The following is a 26,197-nucleotide window of genomic DNA, read 5'->3' on the forward strand; positions in this document are numbered from 1 at the left end:
TCACTCCTCTTCCTCTTCCGCGTGCGGCGTTGCGAAGCTGCGCCACAGCAGCACCGGGATGATCAGCGTGAACACGATCACTTCCTTGTACGCACTCGCCCAGAACGACGAATACGATTCGAGCACGCCGACGAGCAGCGAGCCGGCGGCCGCGAGCGGATAGCTGACGAGCCCGCCGATGATCGCGCCGACGAAACCCTTCAGCCCGATCAGGAAGCCGGAGTCGTAATAGATTGTTGTCAGCGGGCCAACGAGGATGCCCGACAGCACGCCCAGCCCTGCGGCGAACGTGAATGCGAGCCGTCCTGCTTCGGTCGTGCCGATGCCGACGAGCCGCGCGCCGAGCCGGTTCACCGACGTCGCGCGCAACGCCTTCCCGGCGATCGTGCGGCCGAAATACACGTAAAGCGCACCGATCAACACCAGCGCCGTCGCGACCACGAGGATGCTCTGCACCGACACCGTCATGCCGCCGATCGCCAGCGATGCGTCCGAGAATCCGTTGGTGCGCGAGCCCTCCGCACCGAACATCACGAGCCCGAGGCCGACCATCGCGAAATGGACGGCAACCGACACGATCAGCAGCAGCAGCGTCGTGCCCTCGGCGATCGGCTGATACACGAGCCGGTAGACGAACGGCCCCATCGGCACGACGATCGCGAGCGTCAGCGCGATCTGCGCGAGCATCGGCAGCGGCTGCGCCGCAAAGCTGCGCGTCAGCGCGAACACCGCGAGCGGCAGCAGCACGTAGCGGCTCGCGAGCGTCGCAAGCGTGCGGCCGAGCTGATGACGGCGCTCGCGATGACGAACCAGCGCGCCGACTTCCAGCAGGAAGCATGCGATACCCATCACGAACAGCAGCCAGCAGGTGGCGGGGAATTTCTGCGCCTGCAACGCCGCGAGCGTGAGCGCGCCATAGGCGACGAATTCGCCCTGGGGAATGAAGATCACCCGCGTGACGGAAAACACCAGCACGAGCGCCAGCGACAGCAATGCATAAATGGCGCCGGTCGTGATGCCGTCTTGCGCGAGGATCGCCGCAATCGAGAGATCCATACGTTTCGTGTATCGAAAATGCTGCGGAGAAACGGCGACGGGAACGGCGCGCGCGGACGGCAAGACCAGGCGTCAGGCGTCGCGCGGCGGCTCCCCGGAGATTCCATGCGGCGCGAAGACGGGCCGCGAGGCCCGCCGCGCCGCCGACGGCATGCACGGCGCCATGCGCGCCGCGCCCACCGTTTCACGTGATGCTCACTCGGCCTGCAGCTTCCACTTGCCGTCGACGATCTGCACCATCACGCGCGCACGCGTATCGAAACCGTTGTGGTCGGTCGGCGTCATGTTGATCACGCCGTGCGACACCGGCAGATCCTTTACGCTCTCGAGCGACGCGCGCAGCGCCTCGCGAAATGCTTCGGTTCCCGGCTGGCCCTTCTTCAGCGCGTCCGGAATCGCCCGCTGCAGCAGCAGCCCCGCATCCCATGCATGCCCGCCGAAGGTCGACAGCGAGCCCGCGCCGTACGCCTTCTCGTACGCCGCCTTGTAGCCGAGCGCCGGCTTCTTCACCGGGTTCGAATCCGGCAGCTGGTCAGTCACCAGCACCGGGCCCGCCGGCAGGATCTCGCCTTCGCAGTCCTTGCCGCATACGCGCAGGAAGTCGTTGTTCGCGACGCCGTGCGTCTGGTAGACCTTGCCTTTGTAGCCGCGCTCCTTCAGCGTCTTCGCCGGCAGCGCGGCTGGCGTGCCGGAGCCGGCGATCAGCACCGCGTCCGGATTCGAGCCCATCAGCTTCAGCACCTGCCCCATCACCGACGCGTCGGTTCGGTTGTAGCGCTCGCTCGACACGACCTTCAGGCCGTTCTTCGCAGCGGCCGCATCGAACGTCTTGTACCAGCTGTCGCCATACGCATCGGCAAAGCCGATGAAGCCGACTGTCTTCACGCCGTGCTTCGCCATGTACCCGGCGATCGCGTCGGCCATCAGCTGATCGTTCTGCGGCACCTTGAACATCCATGCGCGTTTCGCGTCCATCGGCGCGATGATCTGCGCACTCGCGGCGAGCGAGATCGTCGGCGTCTTGCCCTGCGACACGGGGTCGAGCATCGCCAGCGAGTTCGGTGTCACCGAGGAACCGATGATCGCGTCGACGTGATCCTCGTCGATCAGCTTGCGCACGTTCTGCACCGCGCGGCTGGTGTCGGACGCATCGTCGAGCACGATGTACTGGACGCTCTTGCCCGCGATTTCTTTCGGCAGCAACGCGATCGTGTTCTTTTCCGGAATTCCGAGCGACGCGGCCGGCCCCGTGGCCGACAGCGTGACGCCGATCTTCACCTGCGCCGACGCCGTGGCCGCCGCACACACGAGGCCCGCGGCAAGCAGAACCTCCATCCATCGATTCATCTTCATTTACGTTGTCTCCAAACGCTGCTCGAAAAATCCGCGGGTCGCTCGGCGGCTCCCGGTCCCCAAACAAGTTAATACATTAACTATCTCGTCATACCGCGTCTACGCTCGTTTTCCCGTGAACCGGCGGCGCCGCGATGAACCGCGCGGGCACCGCGCACGTGCGCGACCGTATCCGTCGAAACGGCCGTCCGGCGGCCACGATGCACGCCGGCAGTGTCGTCCGGATGAAGCAAGCGTCGAAAGGCCGTGGTGCGCGACACGCGACCGATGGGAATGCAACGACCGCGCGAAGGCCGGGCGGCCGTGGCCGGCGGGGCCACATGCAAGAATGGCGTAACGTCGAAGAACCGGCAGTTCATGCGCACGCAACGGCGAACGACGGCGCGCACGGCGCAGTGGATGCGCACGCAATGACCGGCGCGGCTGCCGACACCGTCGCGGCTCGCGCCGAGACGCGTATGCCACCCGCAGGACGGCCGGCGACAGCCCGGGCATGCCGATGCTTGCCCGACACCGAACGACAGGCGCCCACGCCCGCTCGTGCCCCGATCCATCGTGCTGCGCTTGTCATCCAACCGTACTCCCTCTTCTGCATTGTGCTTGTAGGAGAACTGCCGACCGATTTTCCCGACCGCGCGGTCGGCGAAAGCTGAGTGTAACGGACCCGTTTTGCGCACGCTAACCGGGTAAGCCCGAACGACGATCGGCGCCACGGGCGCGAGCGACGGGCAGCATCGGACAAAAAGAAAACGGGGGACGGATTAAGTGCCGGCGCGGCAAGACGCGGCTGGGGCGCGGAGAACGCGGCGGCCCTCGTCTGCACCATCGACGGAAATTCGCGCACGCAAATGAAAAAGCGCTGTTGGATTCCGTCCAACAGCGCTTTGGGGTCCGGGCACTTTGTGCCTCGATTGTCTCCTCGTTCTCCACCTGCAAATTCGTTTCGCGGTGCATCAGAACTGAAACGAAGATTAAAGGAGCTTTCACGGTGCGACAACTTAGCATTTACCCCTATGGTGCATCGCCGCACGAAAATGGGGCACCAGTGCCACTGCACGGCGCCGGCCGATGCGCGTCGCGGCACCGTTTCCGACCGCACGCGATGGTGCCTCGCACCAACACGGCCCGACTACACGCGCGACGCGCTCACGACGGCCGGAGCGTCTTGACTCGCGCAACCATCTCGCCGACGATCCCGCGCCGAAACGCAAGCACGCATGCGATGAAAATCAGCCCGGTGACGATCGTCGCCGATTCGCCGAGCGAATGAAACCAGCCGATCCCGGTGATCGACGCAAGCCATTCGCCGATGTCGCCGAGCCGGTCCTCGAGCGCGACGATCAGCGCCGCGCCGAGCAGCGGCCCAAACAGCGTGCCCATCCCGCCCACGAGCGTCATCAGCACGACGAGCCCGGACATCGTCCAGTACGCGTCCGACAGTGTCTCGAAGCCAAGCACCAGCACCTTCAGCGAACCGGCAAGCCCTGCGAGCGCCGCCGACAGAATGAACGCGAGCAGCTTGAAGCGATCGGTGTCGTAGCCGAGCGAGATCGCGCGCGCCTCGTTCTCCTTGATCGCGACGAGCACCTGGCCGAACGGCGAATGCACGATCCGCACGATGAACGCGCACGCGGCGACGATCACCGCGAGCACGACGTAGTACAGCGCGATGTCGTTCGACAGGTCGAGCACGCCGAACAGGCGGCCGCGCGGCACGCCCTGCAGCCCGTCCTCGCCGTGCGTGAACGGCGCCTGCAGATAGATAAAGTACACCATCTGCGCGAATGCGAGCGTAATCATCGCGAAATAGATCCCCTGGCGGCGGATCGCGAACAGCCCGACGACGAGGCCGAGCATCGTCGCCGCGGCTGTGCCGACGAGCACGCCGAGTTCGGGCGTGAAACCGAGCGTCTGGATTGCATAGCCCGTCGTGTAGCCGGCGGTCGCGAGGAACATTGCATGGCCGAACGACAGCAGCCCCGTATAGCCGATCAGCAGGTTGAACGCGGCCGCAAACAGCGCGAACGCGAGCACCTTCATCACGAATACCGGATACGCGCCGACGAACGGCGCCGCGAGCAGTGCGGCGAGCAGCACGCCGTAGAGCACTTTTCTCTGCATCATTTTTCCTTGCCGAACAGGCCCGCCGGGCGGATCAGCAGCACGATCGCCATGATCACGAACACGACCGTGGCCGACGCTTCCGGATAGAACACGCGCGTGAAGCCTTCGATCACGCCGAGCAGCAGCCCGGTGATGATCGAACCGAGGATCGATCCCATCCCGCCGATCACGACCACCGCGAACACGGTGATGATCATCGGCTGCCCCATCAGCGGCGACACCTGAATGACCGGCGCGGCGAGCACGCCCGCGAACGCCGCGAGCGCTACGCCGAAGCCGTAGGTGAGCGTGATCATCATCGGCACGTTCACCCCGAATGCCTCGACGAGCTTCGGGTTCTCGGTGCCGGCGCGCAGATACGCGCCCAGGCGCGTCTTCTCGATCACGAACCAGGTCGCGAGACACACCGCAAGCGACGCGACGACCACCCACGCGCGGTAGTTCGGCAGGAACATGAAGCCGAGATTCGTCGCGCCGGACAGCTGCGACGGCACGTCGTACGGCTGGCCCGACGATCCGTAGATCGACCGGAACACGCCTTCGACGACGAGCGTGAGCCCGAACGTGAGCAGCAGCCCGTACAGGTGATCGAGCTTGTACAGCCAGCGCAGCATCGAGCGCTCGATCAGGATCCCGAACACGCCGACGAGCACCGGCGCGAGCACGAGCATCGCCCAGTACGGCAGCCCGAAGTACGACAGCCCCATCCACGCGAGCATCGCGCCGAGCATGAACAGCGCGCCGTGCGCGAAGTTGATCACGTTGAGCAGCCCGAAGATCACCGCGAGCCCGAGGCTCAGGATCGCGTAGAACGAGCCGTTGACGAGCCCGAGCAGCAGCTGGCTCAGCATCGCCGGCAACGGAATGCCAAAGATTTCCATCGACTTAGCCGTCAGTGTGAGTTTCGTTGCGTGCGCAACCGTCAGGCGGTCGCGCACGCGGGCGGTGCGGCGCGCGCATCGCTACGCCCGCCGCCGCGCCGCGCGACGCCCCGCTTCACTTCCACAGCGCGCAGCGCGTCTCCTGCTTCGTACCGAACGCCTGCTCGCCAGGAATCGTCGCAAGCACCTTGTAGTAGTCCCACGGCTCCTTCGATTCCGACGGCTTCTTCACTTCCATCAGATACATGTCGTGAATCATGCTGCCGTCCTGGCGGATGTAGCCCTTCGCGTAGAAGTCGCTGATCTTCATCTTCTTCAGCTCGGCCATCACCTTGTCGGAGTCGGTCGTGCCGGCCGCCTGCACGGCTTTCAGGTAGGTCGTCACCGACGAGTAATCGGCCGCCTGCAGGCTCGACGGCATCTTCTTCATCTTGCCGAAGTAGCGCTGCGCCCACTGGCGCGACGCCGCATCGCGGTTCCAGTACCAGCTGTCGGTCAGCACGAGGCCCTGCGTCGTGTCGAGGCCGAGGCTGTGCACGTCGTCGATGAACATCAGCAGCGCGGCGATCTTCATCGTCTTCGTGATGCCGAACTCCTTCGCGGCCTTGATCGAGTTGATGGTGTCGCCGCCCGCGTTCGCGAGGCCGAGAATCTGCGCCTTCGACGATTGCGCCTGCAACAGGAACGACGAGAAGTCCGACGCGGACAGCGGGTGGCGCACCGCGCCGAGCACCTGGCCGCCGTTCGCCTTCACGACGTCGGACGTGTTCTTCTCGAGCGCCTTGCCGAACGCGTAGTCGGCGGTCAGGAAGAACCAGCTCTTGCCGCCCTGCTTCACGACTGCCGAGCCGGTTCCCTTCGCGAGCGCCATCGTGTCGTACGCGTAGTGAACCGTGTACGGCGTGCACTGCTCGTTGGTCAGCGTGTCGGCGCCCGCCCCGATGTTGATGTAGACCTTCTTCTTCTCGGCCGCGACCTGGTTCATCGACAGCGCGGTCGCGGAGTTCGTGCCGCCGACCAGCAGGTCGAGGCCGCCGCGGTCCATCCATTCGCGCGCCTTCGACGCGGCGATGTCCGCCTTGTTCTGGTGGTCGGCATAAACGACTTCGATCGGCTTGCCGAGCACCTTGCCGCCGAAATCGGCGACGGCCATCCGGATCGCCTCGAGGCCGCCCTGTCCGTCGATGTCCGCGTAAAGCCCCGACATGTCGGTGATGAAACCGATCTTCACGCTATCAGCGGCGTGTGCGGCGCCGGCGGTGAACGCTGCGGTCGCGACCGCCAGACACGCGTGTGCGAGGGTCTTCATTTTCATTGACGTCTCCTGTTGTTCTGTTGCGTTGTGGTTGTTCGAGGGCCGCCACGGCTAGCGGCAAGGGAAACGGGGCGGCGTCACACCCCAAGCAGGTCGTGAAGAATCGGCATCTTGCCTTCCAGTTCGGACGAACGGAAATGCTCGACGATGCGGCCGTGCTCCATCACGTAGAAGCGATCGGCGAGCGGCGCGGCGAAACGGAAATTCTGTTCGACCATCACCACCGTATAGCCGCGTGCCTTCAGCGCGACGATCATCCGCGCGAGCGCCTGCACGATCACCGGTGCGAGGCCTTCGGAAATTTCGTCGAGCAGCAGCAGGTTCGCGCCGGTGCGCAGGATCCGCGCGACCGCGAGCATTTGCTGCTCGCCGCCGGAAAGCCGCGTGCCCTGGCTCTGCCGGCGCGACGCGAGATTCGGAAACATCGCGTAGATCTCGTCGAGCGACATCGCGTGTTCGCGCGGGCCGATCGGCGGCGGCAGCATCAGGTTCTCCTCGCAGGACAGGCTCGAGAAGATCCCGCGTTCCTCCGGGCAGTAGCCGACGCCGAAATGCGCAATGCGATGCGTGGGCAGGCCGATCGTCTCGTTGCCTGCGACCTTGATCGAGCCGCTGCGGCGGCCGGTGAGGCCCATGATCGCGCGCAGCGTCGTGGTGCGGCCCGCGCCGTTGCGGCCGAGCAGCGTGACGACCTCGCCTCGATGAACGGTCAGGTCGACGCCGTGCAGTATGTGCGATTCCCCGTACCAGGCCTCGAGCCCCGCGATCTCCAGCGCGGGCGTGCCGCTTTCGACGCCGCTCAATTCGCGCTCCTCCCGTTCGCTGTGCTTCATGCGTGCGCCCCCGCGAGCGCCGCGTCGGCGCTGCCCATGTACGCTTCGATCACGAGCGGATTCTTCGACACTTCCGCATACGAGCCCTCGGCCAGCACCTCGCCGCGCTGCAGGACGGTGATCGTGTCGGAAATGCCCGCGATCACGTTCATGTTGTGCTCGACCATCAGGATCGTGCGGCCGCTCGCGACTTTCTTGATCAGCGCGGTCACGCGATCGACGTCCTCGTGTCCCATCCCCTGCGTGGGCTCGTCGAGCAGCATCAGTTCGGGTTCCATCGCGAGCGTCGTCGCGATCTCGAGCGCGCGCTTGCGGCCATACGCGAGCTCCACGGTCGGCACGTGCGCGAAATCGGTGAGGCCGACCTGCGTGAGCAGGTCCATCGCGCGATCGTCGAGACGCCGCAACGTGCGCTCGCTGCGCCAGAAATGGAATTCGGTTCCGAGCGCGCGCTGCAGGCCGATGCGCACGTTCTGCAATGCGGTCAGGTGCGGGAATACCGCGGAGATCTGGAACGAGCGGATGATGCCGCGGCGCGCGACCTGCGCGGGCCGCTCGTCGGTGATGTCGATGCCGTTGAAGACGATCTGGCCGGCCGTCGGTGTCAGGAACTTGGTCAGCAGGTTGAAGCAGGTGGTCTTGCCCGCGCCGTTCGGTCCGATCAACGCATGGATCGCGCCGCGGCGCACACGCAGGTTCACACCGTTGACGGCGGTGAAGCCCCTGAATTCCTTCGTCAGGCCGCGTGTTTCCAGAATCGTGTCGCCGAGAATCATGTTCCCTTCCGTACGAAGTCAGGCGAAGCACCGGGGAGATTCGCGCAAGCGGCCGCGAGCAGTTCAGCGGATGAGCGGGCTGTCCCCGGACGCCGTAGTACGCATCGAGGGTGGTCTCCCGCGCCGACGCGTATGCACACTGCTGGCCATTGTCGCCCCGTTGGTGCAGTGCAATCATCGGGATTTGCACTTATAGGGCTGGCCACCATATAGGACGCGGACGCGCATGAATCGTCGATGTTTTTTTGATGCGCGCAGTACCGGTGCACGCGCGTGCGCACGGTGCGTGCCTGTGTGCAGCGTGTGCACGGCGCGCACGTATGCGGGGCGCCGCTCGTCATGTCGTCGCGCAGCACAGTGCCGCGTGCGGGCACGGCGCGCTGCGAAAGGACGGCTCATTTCAGGTCGTCGCTGCCGCGCGGCACGTCGCGTACGCGCACGCTTGCTTCGCATCGCGAAGGAGAACCGGCGAACGCACGGATTGCCGGCTACTGTCGTGCGCGCCGGCGTCGTGTCACGCGGCCGTCATCGCCGCTTCCGTTCGAACCTGCGTCGCTTCTTGCGCTGCGCGGCGATCGGCGCGAATCATGTCGCTCGCGCGCTCCGCGATCATCAGCGTCGGCGAATTCGTGTTGCCTGACGTGATCGACGGCATCACCGATGCATCGACGACCCGCAGCCCGGCGATGCCGCGCACGCGCAGCCTGCTGTCGACGACCGCACGTTCGTCGTCCGCGCGGCCCATTCGGCATGTGCCCACCGGATGGAAGATCGTCGTGCCGACCGCACCGGCCGCGGCGACAAGTTCCGCTTCGCTCTGGTACTGCGCGCCCGGCAGGATCTCCTGCGGACGATAGCGCGCGAGCGCCGGCGCGGACGCGATCCGGCGCGTGAGGCGCAGCGCGTTCGCGGCGACATGACGATCGTGGTCCGTCGACAGGTAGTTCGGCGCGATCGTCGGCGCCACGCCCGCGTCGGGGCTCGCGATATGCACGCTGCCGCGCGAACTCGGCCGCAGATTGCAGACGGACGCCGTGAACGCGTTGAAGCTGTGCAGCGGCTCGCCGAACCGGTCGAGCGACAGCGGCTGCACGTGGTATTCGAGATCGGGACGCGTGAGCGCCGGATCGTCGAGATCGGACTTCGCGAATGCGCCAAGCTGCGACGGCGCCATCGACATCGGCCCGCGCTGCAGCAGCGCATATTCGGCGCCGATCATCAGCTTGCCCCACCAGTGCGCGGACAGCGTATTGAGTGTGCGCACGCCGTCGACGCGAAATGCCATGCGCAGCTGCAGGTGGTCCTGCAGGTTCTCGCCTACGCCCGGCAGATCGTGCACGACGTCGATGCCGAGCGCGTGCAGCCGCGCGCCATCACCGACACCCGACAATTCGAGCAGCTGCGGAGAATTTACCGCGCCGGACGTGAGCAGCACTTCGGCGCGTGCCCGCGCGACGTAGTCGGTGCCTCCGCCGTGATACTCGACACCGATCGCGCGCCGCCCGTCGAAGACCACGCGCTGCGCATGCGCGCCCGTGATCACGGTCAGGTTCGGGCGCGTCATCGCGGGCTTCAGGAATGCCTTCGACGTATTCCAGCGCACGCCGCGCTTCTGGTTCACCTCGAAATAACCGACGCCGGTGTTGTCGCCGCGATTGAAATCGTCGGTGGCAGGGATACCCGTTTGCTGCGCGGCCTGCGCGAACGATTCGAGAATCTCCCAACGCAGGCGCTGCTTCTCTACGCGCCAGTAGCCGCCGGCGCCGTGCGCGTCGCTCGCGCCCGCGTGGTGGTCCTCGCTGCGCTTGAAGATCGGCAGCACGCTGTCCCACGACCAGCCGGCGTCGCCGGTTACCTGCGCCCAGCCGTCGTAATCCTCGCGCTGGCCGCGCATGTAGATCATCCCGTTGATCGACGAGCAGCCGCCGAGCACGCGCCCGCGCGGATACGACAGCGCGCGACCGTTGAGCGCCGCCTCGGGCTGCGTCTTGTAAAGCCAGTCGGTCCGCGGATTGCCGATGCAGTACAGATAGCCGACCGGGATGTGGATCCAGTGATAGTCGTCCTTGCCGCCCGCTTCGAGCAGCAGCACGCGGATCTCGGGATCCTCGGTCAGGCGGTTCGCGAGCACGCAGCCCGCAGTGCCCGCGCCGACGATCACGTAATCGAATTCGCCCTCGAGCGTGCGTTGAGTCGTCACGACGTGTCTCCTGATTTGTTTTGTACCGCGCGCTGTGTATCGCGCATCGATTCGGCGCGCCGCTTTCAGCATAGTGCGTCGCGGGCGGTGCGATCGAAGCAGCGTACTCCCGCTGCCGGCCGCCGATCCAATGAGTTATGCTGAACTGCGTTATAAGCCGCGCTCATATCACGACAATGGATCTCACCCTGCTTCGCGCGTTCACGACGGTCGCCCGCGAAGGCAACCTCACGCGCGCGGCCGTGCAGCTGCATTTGACGCAACCGGCCGTCAGCCTGCAAATCAAGCATTTGCAGGAGGCGCTCGGCGTCGTCCTGTTCACGCGCACGTCGCGCGGGCTCGCGCTCACCCGCGACGGCCAGACGCTGCTGCCGCACGCGGAGCGCGCGCTGGCCGCGGCGGCCGACGTGGAGCGCGCCGCAGCCGCGCTGCGGCACGAGGTGCGCGGCCGGCTGCGCATCGGCACGATCCTCGATCCCGGTTTCCTGCGGCTCGGCGGCTTCCTGCGCGCGCTGGTCGAGACCCATCCGCAGATCGAAACCGCGCTGCGGCACGGGATGTCGGGCTGGGTGCTCGAACAGGTGCGAGCGCACGCGCTCGACGTCGGCTACTACATCGGCTGCCCTGACGAGGACTCGCCGCGCGACGACGCGCGGTTCCACACCGTCACGCTCACGCGCTTCGAATACCGCGTGCTGGCGCCGGCCGGCTGGAAGGAGCGGGTGCAGCGCGCGCACGACTGGCGTGCGCTCGCCCTGCTGCCGTGGATCTGGACGCCGCCCGCGTCCGCCCACCACCGGCTGCTGTCGCGGCTGTTCGCGGCGGCCGGCGCGCAGCCGGTGAAGGTCGCCGAGGTCGATCAGGAGCAGTCGATGCTCGATCTCGTCAAATCGGGGATCGGGTTGACGCTTGCGCGCGATTCGATCGCGCTGGCCGAGGCGCATGCGCATGCGCTGACGATCGTCGAACAGGTGACGGTGCCGACCGAACTGACGTTCGTGACGCTCGCCGAGCGGCGCGACGAACCGGCGATCGCGGCCGCGCTGCGATTGGTCGAAGCGCAGTGGGCGATATGAGCGGCGCTCATCGTGCGTGACCGGGATCGCCTGGCGAAAAGACCGCGCGGATTCATCGACCGGCATTGCAACTTTCGTTCGGCGCCGCGTCGTTGAACGCGTGGCCGCTTATCGAAACGCCGGCGTCGAGCACGCCGTAGCTGCTTTTCGTCATTCTCTGTCACGCAGCCATATTCAGCGCGTCCGCCCGGCCGTTTTCCGCCCGAACGCCTGCCGAGCGTCACGCCACCATCGCAGGGTTTTTGCTAGATTGTGCGTTCGCACACCGCGAGACCCCTGATTGAAGGAGACCCGCATGGCCCGCAACATCGAGATCAAAGCCCGCGCCCGCGAATTCGACCGGCTGCGCGAACAGGCGGCGCAGCTCGCGACCGAAGCGCCGCTCTTCTACCGCCAGCAGGATTTCTTCTACGACGTGCCGCGCGGCCGGCTGAAGCTGCGCCGCTTCGAGGACGGCACGCCGGCCGAACTGATCTTCTACCAGCGCGATGACCGTGACGGCCCGAAAGCGTCGTACTACACGCGCAGCCCGGTGACGAACCCGGACGCGATGCATGCGCTGCTCGCGACCGCGCTCACCACGCGCGGGATCGTGACGAAGGAACGGCACGTGTATCTCGCCGGCCGCACGCGCATCCACCTGGACCGCGTCGACGGCCTCGGGGATTTCATCGAACTGGAAGTGGTGCTCGGCCCGGACGACGACGAAGCCGGCGGCGAAGCCGAAGCACATGACGTGTTCGCGAAGCTCGGCGTCGCGCAGGAGGATCTCGTCGCGGTCGCATACGTCGACCTGCTGAACGCCGACGCCCAGTCCGAAGCGGCCTGATCTGGCCCTACGCGTTGCCGGGCCGCGCGCCCGGCCAGCCGCGGCTGCCCGTCAGGCGGCGCCGGGTGCCAGATGCGCAAGCGGCAGCGCGCCGTTGCGCTTGAAAGTCGTCAGCACGATGTTCGAGCGCACGCTGTCGACTCCCGGCACCCGCATCAGCTTCTTCATCACGAACTGCGACAGCGCGTTCAGATCCGGCGCGACGATCCGCAGCAGATAATCGGCATCGCCCACCACCGCGTGGCATTCGAGCACCTCGGGCAGCACGTCGATCTGCTGCTGGAACTGCTCGATGATCGAATCGCCGTGGTGCTTGAGCTTCAGGCTCGTGAAAGCGGTGACGCCGAGGCCGAGCTTTTCGGGACGCAGCATCACGCGGTAGCCTTCGATCACGCCGGACGCTTCAAGCCGCTGCAGGCGCCGGCCGATCTGCGACGGCGACAGCGGCACCTCTTCGCCCAGTTGCTGATGCGTCGCGCGCCCGAAGCGCTGCAGCACGTCGAGAAGCGCGAGGTCGAAGTGATCGAATTCCAGCATGAGTATTCTCCGCATCAATTTTGGTTTTGATGCGAGATTATCGCATTGGCGAACGAATCTACGCCACCTTTGCGCCCATTCCGCGCGTGCCCCGCTCTACACTTGCACGGTTCCCGTCACTGCAGGCAGAGCGTCACCATGTCCACCGTCGTCACCGCGAAATTGCAGGAGCAATTCGAAGCGGGCCTCGAAACCCGCGCCGATTTCACCATCGACCAGCCGCTCGAACGCTACGGGCAGGTCGACCACGCGGTATGGCATCAGCTCTATGCGCGCCAGTCCGAGCTGCTGCGCGGGCGCGCGTGCGACGCGTTCGTTGCCGGGCTCGGCAAGATCGACCTGCCGGCCGACCGCGTGCCGTCGTTCGCGGACGTGAACCGCCAGCTGAAGCCTGCGACCGGCTGGGAAATCGTCGCAGTGCCGGGCCTCGTGCCCGATCGCGTGTTCTTCGAGCACCTCGCGAACCGGCGTTTCCCCGTCACATGGTGGATGCGCCGCCCGGATCAGCTCGACTATCTGCAGGAACCCGACTGCTTCCACGACCTGTTCGGTCACGTCCCGCTGCTGATCGAACCGGTATTCGCCGACTACATGCAGGCATACGGCCGCACCGCGCGCGCCGTTGCCGATGACGAGGCGGCGCTCGCGCGTCTCGCGCGCCTCTATTGGTATACGGTGGAATTCGGGTTGATCCGCGACCCGAACGGCACGAACGGGCTGTCGATCTACGGCGCCGGAATCGTTTCGAGCAAGGGCGAGAGCTTGTACAGCCTCGAAAGCGCGGCACCGAACCGGCTCGGCTTCGACCTGGAACGGGTGATGCGCACGAAGTACCGGATCGACACGTTCCAGAAGACCTACTTCGTGATCGACGATTTCGCGCAGCTGTTCGCGCTTGCCGACGTCGACGGCCGCGCGTTGGCCGACCGGCTGGCCGCGCTGCCGGAATTCCCGGCGGGCGCGGTGCTCGATACCGACGTCGTGCTGCAGCGCGGCACGGGCGAAGGCTGGCCGGACGACGCGGATGCCTGAAGCCGGGGGGCTCGCCTCCCGCTGCCCGGCGCGCAACTATGAAACAATGACCGGTATCGGCCAGGCCGCGCGGCCTGGCCCGCGCGCAAGCGCCGCAACCGAACGAGGTGCAACATGATCCACAAGCTCACATCAGAAGAACGCAAGACCCGGCTGGAAGGCCTGCCGCACTGGACGGCCGTGCCGGGCCGCGACGCGATCCAGCGCACCCTGCGCTTCGCCGATTTCAACGAGGCGTTCGGCTTCATGACGCGCGTCGCGATCAAGGCGCAGGAAATGAACCACCATCCCGAATGGTTCAACGTGTACAACCGCGTCGACGTGACGCTGTCGACTCACGATGCCGACGGGCTGACCGAGCGCGACATCGAACTCGCGCAGTTCATCGACCAGGTGTGCGCACACACGCGCCCGGCCGCCTGAGGCACGCCTCCACCGCCGCGCGTCGAAAGAGAGGCGCGGCGCGTCAACTTTTCATTTCGCTAAACGTTTTCTAGGATGTACTGAGCGAAAGCCTTCAGCTTTCCAAGCCATCCTTAAGGCGCACGTAAGTGTCGTACGCTTTCCGCGCCTTGGGGTCTAAACCTTCCAGTTGCAGCGCGCTTTCGCGCTGTACAATCAGCAGCGCATACGGCTTGGAGAGCGCGCTAGCCTCTTCGCAGAGTTTGAGTTCGTCGCCGCTCGACGGCGAGCGTGCGCGCCAGAAATTGATCGCGGCTTCGAGGTCGTGGATCGAAATATCGGACATGATTGGATTTAATCGTTCGCTGGCCGCCATGCTTGATGTCAGGCGATGCGGCGCCCCCTGTGGAAACGGCGTCGTGCTGTCCGCGTGCCTGAACCGCCAACCCATTGTACTTGAGCGAACTTCATGCGACTCCTTCTGATCGAAGACGACCGCCCCATCGCACGCGGTATCCAGAGCAGCCTCGAACAGGCTGGCTTCACCGTCGACATGGTGCATGACGGCATCTTTGCCGAACAGGCGCTGGCACAAAACCGCCACGAACTCGTGATCCTCGATCTCGGCCTGCCGGGCATCGACGGGATGACGCTGCTCACGCGCTTCCGCCAGACCAACCGCCATACGCCCGTCATCGTGCTGACCGCGCGCGACGAGTTGAACGACCGGATCCAGGGCCTGAACTCCGGCGCCGACGACTACATGCTCAAGCCGTTCGAGCCGGCGGAGCTTGAAGCGCGCATCCGCGCGGTGATGCGCCGCAGCGGCCCGCACAGCGACATGCCGCGTCCGGAAGTGTCGCTCGGCGGCGTTCGCCTGTCGGGCGTCGATCGTCGCATCTTCAACGACGACAAGCCGCTGGAACTGTCGCCGCGCGAATTCGCGGTGCTCGAAATGCTGCTGCTGCGCCACGGCCGCGTCGTCAGCAAGGCCCAGTTGCAGGATCACCTCACGCACTTCGGCGGCGATCTCGGCGACACCGCGATCGAGGTCTACGTGCACCGCGTGCGCAAGAAGCTCGAGCAGTGCCGTGTCGAAATCGTCACGGTGCGCGGCTTCGGCTACCTGCTGCAGGAAATCCGCCAGACCGCGAGCGTCTGAACGTTGCGCGCGCCGGGCGGACCGGTGCCGCAGGCGCACCGCCCCCTCCGTGTCGCGTTCCGACGCACGACCGCGCCGCTCCCCGTGAGCGGCGCTTATCCATTTGCCCGTCGAAATGTCTTCTGATCCGGCTGTGACCACCAGCCTGCGCCGATCGCTGCTGCGGCGCCTCGCCGCGCCGCTGTCGATGCTCGCGCTGATGAGCGGCCTGATTGCGTACTGGCTCGCGTGGCAATACACGCAACACGTGATCGACCGCTCGCTCGCCGATCTCGCAACCGCCATCTCGAAGCAGATCCAGATCGCAGGCCCCGACGCACCGTTCACGGTGCCGCCGCTCGCGCAGGCGATGTTCTCCGATCCCGCTGAAGCGCTCATCTACCGGATCAGCGACGGCGAACAGGAACTCGCGGGCGACCCGAAGCTGCCGCTGCGCGGCATCAACGTGCGCCGCATGCACCATGCGTACGTATTCGAAGCGGAGTACGACAACCGCGCAGTGCGGGTCGCGCAGGTGCGCGTCGACAACGTCGAAGGCGGCAAGCCGATGGTGGTCGAGGTCGCGCAGCCGGTGCGGCACCGCTACCGGATCGCGGCCGAATTCCTCGTCGCGATCATGATGCCGCTGCTGCTGCTGCTGCTCGCGGGCTGGGGCATCGTGTGGCGCGTCGTGAACCAGCAGCTGGGCCCGCTCACGCATCTTGCCGATTCGCTGAACCGGCAGACCCACACGTCGCTCGAACCCGTCGACGAAACCGACGTGCCGCTCGAGATTCGCCCGCTGACGAGCGCGATGAACGCACTGCTCGGCCGCCTGAAGACCGCGCTCGACGCGCAGCGCAAATTCATTGCCGACGCCGCGCATCAGTTGCGCACGCCGCTCACTGCCGTGAAGCTGCATGCCGAGCAGGCCGCCGTCGCCCGCGATCCGCAGCAAACCTATGCGGCGGTGCGCGAACTGCGCGCGGCCGCCGACCGCGCGGTGCGCCTGTCCAACCAGTTGCTGTCGCTCGCGCGCGCAGAGCCGGGCGAACAGGCCGCGCGCTTCGTCGACGTCGACCTCGCCGCGATGGCATTCGAGACGGGCGCCGAATGGGTGCCGCGCGCGCTCGCGTCGCATGTCGACCTCGGTTTTCAGCGCAGTGACGATCCCGGCGAAGACGAAACGCTGAACGTGCGCGGCAACCCGGTGCTGCTGCGCGAGGTGATCGCGAACCTGCTCGACAACGCACTGAAATACGTGCCGCTCGCGCGTCCGGACGGCGCGCGAATTACCGTGAACGTCGCACGCGGCGCGCTCGAAGACGGCCAGCCGGCGGCGGAAATCGTCGTCGAGGACAATGGCCCGGGCGTACCGGCCAACCAGCAGGCCGACCTGTTCAAGCGCTTCTTCCGCGGCGATGCGCAAAGCGGCAACGGAGTCGAGACAGGCGCGGGGCTCGGTCTTGCGATCGTGCACGACATCATCGCGATGCACGGCGGCACGGTGTCGTACGAAGATGCGCCGGAAGGCGGTTCGCGCTTCGTGGTGAAGGTGCCGATCGCGAAGCGCACCGGGAAGCCTGCGACCGAAACGCCGGCCGCCGCGCCGACACACTGAATCGCGCCGGCCCGCGCGTCGGCAGTGGTAGAGGAACGAACGGCCGCGCGGCAATGCAACGCGGCGCGCGGGGCCGTCTGGTGCGCCGCCGCGTGCTGCGCGGCCGACTGCGGTCACTTCTTCTTTTTCTTGTCCTTCGCGCCGGACTCGGACTTGCCGTCCTTCTTGTCCTTCTTCTTTTTCTTCTTGTCTTCGTCCGGCGTCGCGAGCAGCGTGCCGCGGCACGTTGGCGCACCGCAATGGCACGCGTATTCGCGCTTGAGCTTCTTCGTCAGCTTCTCGTCGATCACGAGGCCGTAGTCGTAGAACAGCTCCTCTTCCGGTCCGATGTCGCGCAGCGCGTGAATGAACACGCGGCCCTTGATCTCCTCGGCTTCGCAGTTCGGCGCGCACGAATGGTTGATCCAGCGCGCGCTGTTGCCGTTGACCTTGCCGTCGATCACCCCGCCCTCTTCCAGCGCGAAGTAGAACGTATGGTTCGGTTCGTTCGGATCGTGCGGATGGCGGCGCAGCGCTTCCTTCCACGAAATCCGCTCGCCCTTGTATTCCACGACGCGCTCGCCGGCCTTGATCGGTTCCACGGCGAATACGCCCTTGCCGTGTACTCCCGAGCGGCGCACCGCGATCCTGCGTGAACTCATCGAACGAATCCTTGTGAAGACGACTTGAATGGAAGACGGCCGCGTCACGGCCGGGTGTCGCGCAAAACGAAAACGCGGCACCGGGCGGTGCCGCGTCGGACCATGCGGCGAATCACCCGCATCCTACACGTTCGAGATTGCTTCGTTCAACATCGCGCGCACTATTCCGTACTCACGTGCGCACGATGCTCAGCGCTGGCCGAATGCAATGTCGCCGAACAGCGCCTTGTGCTCGCGCGGCTGCGAACGCCAGTACTGCGGCGGCGCCGACACCTGCGCGCCGAGCTCCGCGGCCGCATGCCACGGCCAGCGCGGGTCGTACAGCATCGCCCGCGCCATTGCGACGAAATCGGCGTCGCCGGCCTCGATCAGCCGGTTCGCATGCGCGGGTTCGTTGATCAGGCCGACCGCGATCGTCGGCATCCCGACCGCCCGCTTCACTGCCTGCGCGAACGGCACCTGGTAGCCCGGCGACAGCGGAATTTTCTGCAACGGCGACACGCCGCCCGACGACACGTCGATCCAGTCGCAGCCGCGCTGCTTCAGTTCGTGCGCGAACGCGATCGTATCGTCGAGCTCCCAGCCGCCTTCGACCCAGTCTGTCGCCGACACCCGCACGCCCACCGGCCGATCCTGCGGAAACGCCGCGCGCACGATGTCGAAGATCTCGAGCGGAAAACGCATCCGGTTTTCGCGCGAGCCGCCGTATTCGTCGGTGCGCTGGTTCGCAAGCGGCGACAGGAACTGATGCAGCAGGTAACCGTGCGCCGCATGCACTTCGATCGCGTCGATGCCGATGCGCGCGGCCCGTTTCGCGGAAGCCGCAAACGCTTCGCGGATCCGGTTCAGGCCGGCTGCGTCGAGTGCGAGCGGCGGCGTCTCGCCTTCCTTGTGCGGTACGGCGGACGGCGCGTGCGGGAGCCAGCCGCCATCGGCCACCGACACGAGCTGACCGCCCTTCCACGGCACCTCGCTCGACGCCTTGCGCCCTGCATGCGACAACTGCATCGCGATGCGGACCGGCGAGTGCTTGCGGATCGCCGCGAGCACCGGCTTCAGTGCCGCTTCGGTCACGTCGTCCCACAAGCCGAGGTCGCCTGCGGTGATGCGGCCGTCTGGCTCGACCGCGGTCGCTTCGATACAGAGCAGGCCCGCGCCGGACAGTGCGAGATGGCCGAGGTGAATCATGTGCCAGTCGGTCGCCTCGCCGCGCTCGGCCGAGTACTGGCACATCGGGGAAATCACGATCCGGTTCGGAAGGGTCACGCCGCGCAGCGTGAACGGAGAAAACAGCGCAGTCATGGCAGCCGCTCGCGAGGAAACGAAAGAGCGAACGAGCGTAGCACGCGGGCTCGAAGCGTGCAGGCGGCCGGATCGGCAGTAAGCGGTTGGTCAGGTTGGGGCCGGCATGACCGCGGACGCGCTGGCGATGCGGCGCGCGCGGCACGCCGCAACCGGGCCGCACCGGCCGGCCTCGGCGCACGCTCGCGTGGTGTCACGCCGTGACTTCAAAGCCCGACGCTGTCGAGCCACTCCGCGAACATGCGGCGCGCGGCCGCCTCGAGCGTGGGGCCGTGCTGCATGGTATCGGCGCGCAGCTGGCACGCGTCGATGCCGGGCGTCGCCGCGATTTCACCGGCGTTGCCGATCAGCCAGGGTTCGAAGCGGTCGGTGCGGATTTCCGGATGGCATTGCAGCGCGAGCACGTGCTGGCCCCACGCGAATGCCTGGTGACGGCATGCGGGCGTCGATGCGAGATGAATCGCGCCGCCGGGCAGGTCGAACGTATCGCCGTGCCAATGCAGCATCGACGTCGCGGCGCCGTCGAGATGGCGCATCGGCGATGCGCGGCCCGCGTCGGTGAGCGTCAGCGGCGCCCAGCCGAGTTCCTTGCGCGCCGCCGGATACACGCGCGCACCGAGCGCGCGGGCAATGAACTGCGCACCGAGGCAGATACCGAAGATCGGCAACCCCGCGTCGATGCGCTGGCGCACGAGCGCCTCGAGCGGCGCGATCGACGGATACTGCGCATCGTCGTATACGCTGAGCGGGCCGCCGAGCACGACGAGCAGCGACGGCTGCAGCGCGTCGAGCACCTCGACGCGCGACGAGCCGACGTCGACATAGCGCACGCGCCGGCCGCGCTCACCGAGCACCTGCTCGAAGCTGCCGAGATCCTCGAAATGCACGTGGCGGATCGCCACGACTTCAGCGTTCATCATCGGCCTCCCGGTCGATCGACGGACGTCAGCCGGCGAAAATCTTCCAGGTCTTCTTTTGCGTCGCCGCGTCGGCTTCTTCGTGCACCGAACAGTCGAGACGCAGATCGCTGTCGGACATGCCGAGGTCGAGCGTCGCGCAGTGGTGAACCGTCTTCTTCGACGGCTTGCCCGGCTCGAAGGAGGTGCACGTGACGCACATGCGCTGCGGCGGCGTCGCACCCGCCACCTGCAGTTCGCGCAGCGTCTTCAGCAGTGCGCGATACAACGTGCTCTGCTCGTCCGCGCCGAGCTTGCCGACGGCCTTCGTCAGGAATTCCGGCCATTGCAGCGCCTTCTTCGCCGCGGTACGGCCGCGGGCCGACAGGCGCACCGCGAGCGCGCGGCCGTCGTCCAGTGCACGGCGCTTCTCGACGAGCCCCTTCGTCTCGAGCGTGCTGACCGCGTCGCTGGTGGTCGCAGCGGTGAGCTGCGTCTCGCGCGCGATCTCGCCGAGCCGCATCGGACCCTTGCGTTGCAGCAGCAGCACGAGGATCTCGCCCTGCGTCGGCGTCAGGCCTGCGCCCTCCGCCCAATCCCATGCCTGGCTTCGCATGGCCGTACTCAACCGCAGCAAGCTGTGGGTCACACGTCCCGAAGCCTGATTCCCGTAAACGCCTTCGCTCATAGTCTTTTCGCTTTGCCGCCGCCCGGACTGCCGAGCGGCCGTAGTGTGGAGATCGAATGTCTATCTCAAAACAGACGCTCGTTGAAGAGCGTCGACACGGCCGTCGCGAGGCACACGCGGCGGTCGCGTTCGCGGCGACCGGTGAGACACAGGTCGTCCCGGTGTCCGCAAAGCCGACATTCTAAGCGAGAGCGGAAAATCGCACAGCTAAGTTATCCCCTTCGTTCTGTGGAAAATCGCTGGATAACCGCATTTTTTCGTTGTGCCGCCCATCTCGACCGGCGCCTTCACCGCACGCGAAAACATTTTCCCGTCCGGATCGGCAAGCGCTTCGAGCGCGCGTGTCCACCGGGTTATCCGGCCTGCAGAGCGTTGACTTTGCAGCGGAATGTGCGGTTATCCACAGATTTTCAGGAGGACTGGCGACGTGGCGTGCGCGGATCGGCGCCGACCGCGGTTCAGCGAATTGCAGCGCGGTCGAGCCCGTAATCTGCAAAACATTTTTTCATTCGCGCCAGCGCAGGCACTGCTGGCGAACCGTCTCGTTCAGCGATTTCTCCTGTTTGAAAACGGTTCTCAACCACGATGCGTCGTTCACGCGCGCTTTCGCGAGCGCGCCGATCTCGTCGAGCGCCGCGCGCGAACCGAGCGCGGCCGCATGCGGGGCGATGCGGTCGAGCGTGTCGAGGATGTCTTCCGCGATTGTGCGGCGCTCGCCTGTCTGAGGATTGACGCAGGTACCCTCGAGCCCGAAGCGGCACGCCTCGAAACGGTTGAATGTGTAGACGAGATAGTCGTCTTCCGACAGCTTCAGCGGCCGGTCGGTCAGCAGGTAGCGCGCGAGCGTCTGGATGTAGCACGCGATCGCGGCGGCGCGGTCGACCGACAGCGGCGTATCCATCACGCGCACCTCGATCGTCCCGTAGCCGGGCTTCGGCCGGATGTCCCAGTAGAAGTCCTTCATCGAGTTGACGACGCCCGTGTTGACCATCTTCGTGAAGTATTCCTCGAAGCTGTCCCAGGTCAGCACGAACGGCGCGCGACCCGACAGCGGGAACGCGAACACCGAGTTCAGGCGCGCCGAATGGAAGCCCGTATCGACGTTTTGCACGAACGGCGACGATGCGGATAGCGCGATGAAATGCGGAATGAAGCGCGACATCGAGTGCAGCAGGAACAGCGCGCTGTCCGGATCGGGACAGCCGATGTGCACGTGCTGGCCGAACACGGTGAACTGCTTCGCGAGATAGCCGTACAGCTCGGAAATGTACTGGAAGCGCGGTGCGTCGTAGATCTGCCGGTCGCTCCACTGCTGGAATGCGTGCGTGCCGCCGCCGCCGAGCCCGACGTTGAGCTGGTCGGCCGCCTTCACGAGCACGTCGCGGATCGCATGCAGCTCCGTCAGCGCCTGCTCGTGCGAATGGCAGATGCCGGTCGACAGCTCGATCATGCTCTCGGTGATTTCCGGCGTGATGTTGCCGGGGAAAGTCTCGCCCTGGATCAGGCGCATCAAGTCGGACGCCGCTTTGGTGAGGTCGTAGTTGTGCGTGTTGACGACCTGGATCTCCAGTTCGACGCCGAACGTGAACGGCTCGGAATTAACGAAAGTTTCGAGTGCCATGGCAGGTTCCGGAATCAGTTTCTGTCGCTGCGTTCGCTGACCGCCGACAGGCAGCGGTAGACCACGAACGGGCTGACGAGCTGCAGGATCACGATCGTGCACATCACGATCGCGCGCAGATGCGGGTCGAAATTCGGATAGAGCTGGTAGGTGTCGTCGACGAGCAGGTACGACAGCGCGGACATCGGCGTGAGCGCGATGCCGAGCGCGACGCCTTGCTTCATCCCGAGCCCGCTCGGCTTCGCGAACACGACGACGCCGGCCAGCTTCGCGGCGAGCCGCGTGACGATCAGCGCGATTGCGAGCAGCCCGCCGAGCGCGATGTCGCCCCACGTGAACGACGTGAGCGTGAGCACGAACAGCGTCACCGTCAGCAGCCAGCCGGCCGTGCCGAAATGCTCGGGCCACAGCTGCGGACGCGCTTCGAGGTTCTTCACGATGATGCCGGCGAGCAGCAGCGTGAGCAGCGTCGACAGCTTCAGCGCCTGCGCGACCGCGATCGCGAGCATCACGAGCCCGAACAGCGCGACGAACGAATGCTCGTCGCGCATCGTCGCGGTCATGTGGCGGAACAGGTAATTGCAGGCCCGCGCGACCAGATACGCGACGATGAACGAGCCGGCGATCAGGTAGACCGGCTGCAGGATCGTCGCGAAAACGTTGCCGTACGCTTCCTGGTGGAGCCAGCTGGTGACGAGCTTGGTCAGCACGATCGCATACACGCTGTTCAGCGCGGTCAGCGTGATCAGACGCTGCGACACCTGCCCTTCCGCGCGCAGTTCCGTCTTCAGCTGGATCACCATCGACGGCGACGTCGCGATCGCGATCGCCGACAGCACCAGCGCGACCATGCCCGACACGCCGAGCGCGAGCATCACGAACAGCACGAGCACGAACGTGAGCGTCGCCTCCGCGAGGCTCGATGCGATCAGCCATGGATTGCGCCGAATCCACTTCAGGTCGAGACGGCTGCCGAGCTCGAACAGCAGCAGCCCGAGCGCGACGTCGATCAGGAGCCGCGAAGTTTCGTCGGTGCTCGCGTCGATCACGCCGAATCCGAACGACCCGGCGATCAAACCGATCACCGCATAACCGGTAATGCGAGGCAACCGCCACGCGCGATAGCACAGCTCGCCGCAAAGCCCGGCCGCGAACAACGCGAGCCCGGCCCAGAACACGGCATCCGGCGCAAGCGGCCAGTTGGGCAGGAATGAGAACGCCGACTTCATCGTGGTGACTTCTCCTTTGGAAGCAATCGCCAGCGGCGCGGATTCAAGCGTCAGAAATGAGATGCGCGCCGACTGGGTATCGCCCCGAATGTGATTGTTGTGTTCGACGACGGCGGGACATGGGATCCGCCTTTTCCGCCATCCGGCGGGTTGTCGTTCAGGCTGCCGATCTGGATTGTCGGCCTGGTGTGTGAACGGACTGCGCAGTCTCGAAGGTTCAGATTCGAAATCGTGCCGACCGTTCCATTGAAGCATGTCCGGCGCATGGCCGAACGAACGCGAAGGAAACCGATTGTGCCACAGCTTTTTCGCTCCGGAACCGACCGAATCGACTCGTGGCGCTGTGAGGCACCACAGGTCTTTGGTTTCAAAGGTTTATCTGTATATATACGTAGTAGAAGTTAACAAGGCGCGCACAGTTCTGTGGATAACTCGAGTTTACGCAACAAGATCAATGCGTTGGCGTAACCATAACCCGTTGCACAGACTGTTCGCTCACAGCGGTTCGAGTTGAGCAACTTTTGGGCCGCTTCACAGCTGTGCCGAGTTGCCCAGTTTACGTCCACTGTGATTGCACACGGAGTACGCACGCATTTCGCGCAGTTATCCACAGCATCCCGTGGATAACATCGCGTGAAAAAATCGAAGAGCTGTGAGGAGGCGCTCGACGGGATCAGCCGATCAGCCGAGGCGGCGGCCACGCAGCGCGCGGATCAGGAACCGGGCCGGATCGACGGCATCGACGAGGTCGCGCTCGAGCGGCAGCGGTTCGCCTTCGAGTTGCGACGCGATCAACTCCGCGCCGAGAGCCGCCCACACGAGGCCGCGGGAGCCATAGCCGAATGCGCCATAAAGGCCCGTGGTGCGCGGCAGGTCGCGCGCCTTCGCGCCGCTCAGCGCGCGCGCATTGGCGACGGCTTGCGCTTCGTCGGCGAGTGCGCCGATCACCGGCACGCGGTCGGCGACGACCCACCGGAATGCGACCCGCCCGCGCAGCGTCTCGATGTCAGGCAGCGCGCCGATCAGGCCTGGCAACAGATCGCGCACGCGCTCGATATTTTCGATATGTCCGGCGGGGCGCATTGCCGAATCGGTGTCGTCCGGCTCGAACGTCGCACCGATCAGCAGCGTGCCGTCGTCGAGCGGTACCGCGTAGCCGTCGCCGATCGCCGGGCACGGTAGCGGCGCCGTCCTGCCGGCCGGCAGCAGCGTGAGCTGACCGCGCACCGGTTGCAGCGCGACATGCCGCAGCCCGGCAAGACGCACCGCGTCGCCCGCGTTCGCGAGCACGACGACCGGCGCTTGCGCGAGTGTCGCGCCGGCCGCATCGATTGCGCGCCACGTGTCGCCATCGCGTTCGAGCCGCTCGACGGCGGCACCGGTCAGCAGTTTCAGGCGGTCGCCCGCTGCCGCGAGATGCGCGGCGCAAACGCCAGCCGGCCAAACCGCGCCGCCGTGCGGGAACAGCAGGCCGCCGTGCGCGACCGGGAGGTTCAGATGTGCGCGGGCCGCCGCGGCGTCGAGCAGCGTGACATAGTCGGCCGGTGCGCCAAGCGCATCGAACGCGTCGTGCATCCGCTCGAAATCGTCCGCCGATTCCGCCAGGTGGATCATCCCGTGCGTGCTGCGCGCGAATGCATGACCGGCGTGTTCGAGCGCACGCCACCGTGCGAGCGCATGCAGGAAGCCGCTGCGCGTGAGCCGGCTCGCGACGTTGTCGTCGCGCGTCATCAGCGGATGGAATACACCGGCCGGATTGCCCGATGCATCTTGCGCGATCCCCTCGTGCCGTTCGATCAGCGTGACGTTCCAGCCGCGCGCGGCGAGCCGTTCGACGACCGCGCAGCCGGCCAGGCCGGCGCCGATCACGATCGCGTCGCGCGCGGCGACGGGCAACGCGCGCGGCGGTTCGTGCCGGCGCATGCGCCAGCGCGGCGCATATTCGCCGACGAGCATTGCGAACTTTCCGCCCAGGCCAGGGACCTTGCGATACGTGAAACCGGCTTCGACAAGCGCCTGCTTCACGACGCCTGCGCTTGAATACGTCGCGAAGGTCGCGTCTTCGGCAGCGACGCGTGCGAGCGCGCGGAACACGTCGGCCGACCAGAGGTCGGGGTTCTTCGCCGGCGCGAAGCCGTCCAGATAAAACGCATCGGCGCGTGCGACGAGTTTCGGCAGCATCTCGCACGCTTCGCCGAGCGCGAGCGTGAGCACGACGCGGCCGCCGTCGAATTCGATGCGATGGAAACCGGGCACCGGTGTGGGCCACGCATCGGCCAGCATCGCGGCTTGCGCCGATATGGTTGTGTTCGCAACGATATGGGAAAGTGCCGTGCGCAGGTCGTCGCGCGTAAACGGATGCTTCTCGAACGACACGAAATGCAGCCGTTCGCAGCGTGCCGGGTCGTCGCGCCACGCGGCCCACGTCGCGAGGAAGTTGGTACCCGTGCCGAAGCCGGTCTCGACGACCGTGAACGTGCGGCGGCCCTGCCAGCGCGCCGGCAGCGCGTTGCCGGCGATGAACACGTAGTTTGCCTGGGCGAGCGCGCCCGCGACGTTGTGATAGATGTCGCCGTATGCGGGCGAGATGAGGGTGCCGTCGTCGCGAAACGCGAGCGTGGCGGGTACAAGTCGGTCGGGCATG

At 66.0% G+C, this 26,197-nt stretch carries 23 protein-coding genes; 6 read left to right on the forward strand and 17 right to left on the reverse strand.

The annotated features are described in order from the left end of the window. From WK25_RS02240 to WK25_RS02275, 8 genes are all read right to left on the reverse strand, one after another. Positions 1-1,056: a branched-chain amino acid ABC transporter permease gene (locus tag WK25_RS02240; protein ID WP_040142758.1), complete on the reverse strand. Its 1,056-nt coding sequence runs from the start codon at positions 1,054-1,056 to the stop codon at positions 1-3. A gap of 195 nt (positions 1,057-1,251) precedes the next feature. Beyond that, a complete protein-coding gene (locus WK25_RS02245; protein WP_040142757.1) occupies positions 1,252-2,409 on the reverse strand; it encodes an ABC transporter substrate-binding protein in 1,158 nt (385 codons plus the stop codon). 1,146 nt (positions 2,410-3,555) lie between these two features. After that, positions 3,556-4,530: a branched-chain amino acid ABC transporter permease gene (locus tag WK25_RS02250; protein WP_040144848.1), complete on the reverse strand. Its 975-nt coding sequence runs from the start codon at positions 4,528-4,530 to the stop codon at positions 3,556-3,558. After that, on the reverse strand, positions 4,530-5,414 hold the full coding sequence (locus WK25_RS02255) for a branched-chain amino acid ABC transporter permease (RefSeq protein ID WP_040142754.1): 885 nt from the start codon (positions 5,412-5,414) through the stop codon (positions 4,530-4,532). Before WK25_RS02255 ends, WK25_RS02250 begins: the two co-directional genes overlap by 1 nt. 115 nt (positions 5,415-5,529) lie before the next feature. Further along, positions 5,530-6,729: an ABC transporter substrate-binding protein gene (locus tag WK25_RS02260; protein WP_040142752.1), complete on the reverse strand. Its 1,200-nt coding sequence runs from the start codon at positions 6,727-6,729 to the stop codon at positions 5,530-5,532. Between the two features lie 77 nt (positions 6,730-6,806). Further along, positions 6,807-7,562 carry an ABC transporter ATP-binding protein gene (locus WK25_RS02265; RefSeq protein WP_040142750.1) on the reverse strand — a complete coding sequence of 252 codons (756 nt, stop codon included), beginning with the start codon at positions 7,560-7,562 and terminating at the stop codon, positions 6,807-6,809. After that, positions 7,559-8,338: an ABC transporter ATP-binding protein gene (locus WK25_RS02270; RefSeq protein WP_040142748.1), complete on the reverse strand. Its 780-nt coding sequence runs from the start codon at positions 8,336-8,338 to the stop codon at positions 7,559-7,561. Before WK25_RS02270 ends, WK25_RS02265 begins: the two co-directional genes overlap by 4 nt. Positions 8,339-8,852: 514 nt before the next feature. Further along, entirely contained in the window at positions 8,853-10,538 is a 1,686-nt protein-coding gene (locus WK25_RS02275; RefSeq protein WP_069241914.1) for a GMC family oxidoreductase, read from the reverse strand. A gap of 176 nt (positions 10,539-10,714) precedes the next feature. Here WK25_RS02275 and WK25_RS02280 point away from each other — a divergent pair, with 176 nt between their 5' ends. After that, positions 10,715-11,614 carry a LysR family transcriptional regulator gene (locus tag WK25_RS02280; RefSeq protein WP_040142746.1) on the forward strand — a complete coding sequence of 300 codons (900 nt, stop codon included), beginning with the start codon at positions 10,715-10,717 and terminating at the stop codon, positions 11,612-11,614. Between the two features lie 295 nt (positions 11,615-11,909). Then, positions 11,910-12,443, forward strand: coding sequence for a class IV adenylate cyclase (locus WK25_RS02285; protein ID WP_040142745.1), 534 nt, complete (start codon positions 11,910-11,912; stop codon positions 12,441-12,443). A 51-nt stretch (positions 12,444-12,494) separates the two neighbouring features. Here WK25_RS02285 and WK25_RS02290 read toward each other — a convergent pair whose 3' ends face one another. Next, positions 12,495-12,980 carry an Lrp/AsnC family transcriptional regulator gene (locus tag WK25_RS02290; RefSeq protein ID WP_069240930.1) on the reverse strand — a complete coding sequence of 162 codons (486 nt, stop codon included), beginning with the start codon at positions 12,978-12,980 and terminating at the stop codon, positions 12,495-12,497. A 138-nt stretch (positions 12,981-13,118) separates the two neighbouring features. On the opposite strand from WK25_RS02290, the gene phhA reads away from it, so the two are divergent. Continuing rightward, positions 13,119-14,012, forward strand: a complete 894-nt coding sequence (gene phhA, locus WK25_RS02295; protein ID WP_040142741.1) for a phenylalanine 4-monooxygenase — start codon at positions 13,119-13,121, stop codon at positions 14,010-14,012. A 114-nt stretch (positions 14,013-14,126) separates the two neighbouring features. After that, positions 14,127-14,435 carry a 4a-hydroxytetrahydrobiopterin dehydratase gene (locus WK25_RS02300; RefSeq protein WP_040142738.1) on the forward strand — a complete coding sequence of 103 codons (309 nt, stop codon included), beginning with the start codon at positions 14,127-14,129 and terminating at the stop codon, positions 14,433-14,435. 94 nt (positions 14,436-14,529) lie between these two features. Here WK25_RS02300 and WK25_RS02305 read toward each other — a convergent pair whose 3' ends face one another. Continuing rightward, the gene (locus WK25_RS02305; protein ID WP_040142736.1) at positions 14,530-14,760 is read right to left on the reverse strand and encodes a DUF3717 domain-containing protein; all 231 of its coding nucleotides are present in this window, start codon (positions 14,758-14,760) and stop codon (positions 14,530-14,532) included. 123 nt (positions 14,761-14,883) lie between these two features. Here WK25_RS02305 and WK25_RS02310 point away from each other — a divergent pair, with 123 nt between their 5' ends. Both WK25_RS02310 and WK25_RS02315 read left to right on the forward strand, forming a co-directional pair. Next, a complete protein-coding gene (locus WK25_RS02310) occupies positions 14,884-15,576 on the forward strand; it encodes a response regulator transcription factor (protein ID WP_006401494.1) in 693 nt (230 codons plus the stop codon). Between the two features lie 115 nt (positions 15,577-15,691). Further along, positions 15,692-17,176, forward strand: coding sequence for a sensor histidine kinase (locus tag WK25_RS02315; protein WP_040142734.1), 1,485 nt, complete (start codon positions 15,692-15,694; stop codon positions 17,174-17,176). Positions 17,177-17,289: 113 nt separating this feature from the next. On the opposite strand, the gene WK25_RS02320 is transcribed toward WK25_RS02315, so the two are convergent. The 7 genes from WK25_RS02320 to mnmC all read right to left on the reverse strand — a co-directional run bounded on the left by WK25_RS02320 (position 17,290) and on the right by mnmC (position 26,196). After that, entirely contained in the window at positions 17,290-17,817 is a 528-nt protein-coding gene (locus WK25_RS02320; RefSeq protein WP_040142732.1) for an SET domain-containing protein, read from the reverse strand. A 189-nt stretch (positions 17,818-18,006) separates the two neighbouring features. Further along, positions 18,007-19,119 (reverse strand): NADH:flavin oxidoreductase/NADH oxidase, encoded by a 1,113-nt coding sequence (locus WK25_RS02325; protein WP_040142730.1) that lies wholly within the window; start codon positions 19,117-19,119, stop codon positions 18,007-18,009. Between the two features lie 206 nt (positions 19,120-19,325). Next, a complete protein-coding gene (locus tag WK25_RS02330) occupies positions 19,326-20,036 on the reverse strand; it encodes a glutamine amidotransferase (protein WP_040144846.1) in 711 nt (236 codons plus the stop codon). A 28-nt stretch (positions 20,037-20,064) separates the two neighbouring features. Next, positions 20,065-20,703 carry a MarR family winged helix-turn-helix transcriptional regulator gene (locus WK25_RS02335; RefSeq protein ID WP_040142728.1) on the reverse strand — a complete coding sequence of 213 codons (639 nt, stop codon included), beginning with the start codon at positions 20,701-20,703 and terminating at the stop codon, positions 20,065-20,067. Between the two features lie 505 nt (positions 20,704-21,208). Beyond that, positions 21,209-22,324: a YbdK family carboxylate-amine ligase gene (locus WK25_RS02340; RefSeq protein ID WP_040142726.1), complete on the reverse strand. Its 1,116-nt coding sequence runs from the start codon at positions 22,322-22,324 to the stop codon at positions 21,209-21,211. Positions 22,325-22,338: 14 nt separating this feature from the next. Next, positions 22,339-23,553: a cation:proton antiporter gene (locus WK25_RS02345; RefSeq protein WP_040142724.1), complete on the reverse strand. Its 1,215-nt coding sequence runs from the start codon at positions 23,551-23,553 to the stop codon at positions 22,339-22,341. Positions 23,554-24,234: 681 nt separating this feature from the next. Beyond that, entirely contained in the window at positions 24,235-26,196 is a 1,962-nt protein-coding gene (mnmC, locus tag WK25_RS02350) for a bifunctional tRNA (5-methylaminomethyl-2-thiouridine)(34)-methyltransferase MnmD/FAD-dependent 5-carboxymethylaminomethyl-2-thiouridine(34) oxidoreductase MnmC (RefSeq protein WP_069240931.1), read from the reverse strand. Position 26,197: the final 1 nt, after the last annotated feature.

It is taken from the genome of Burkholderia latens (assembly GCF_001718795.1).
GTDB classification, from domain to species: Bacteria; Pseudomonadota; Gammaproteobacteria; order Burkholderiales; family Burkholderiaceae; genus Burkholderia; species Burkholderia latens_A.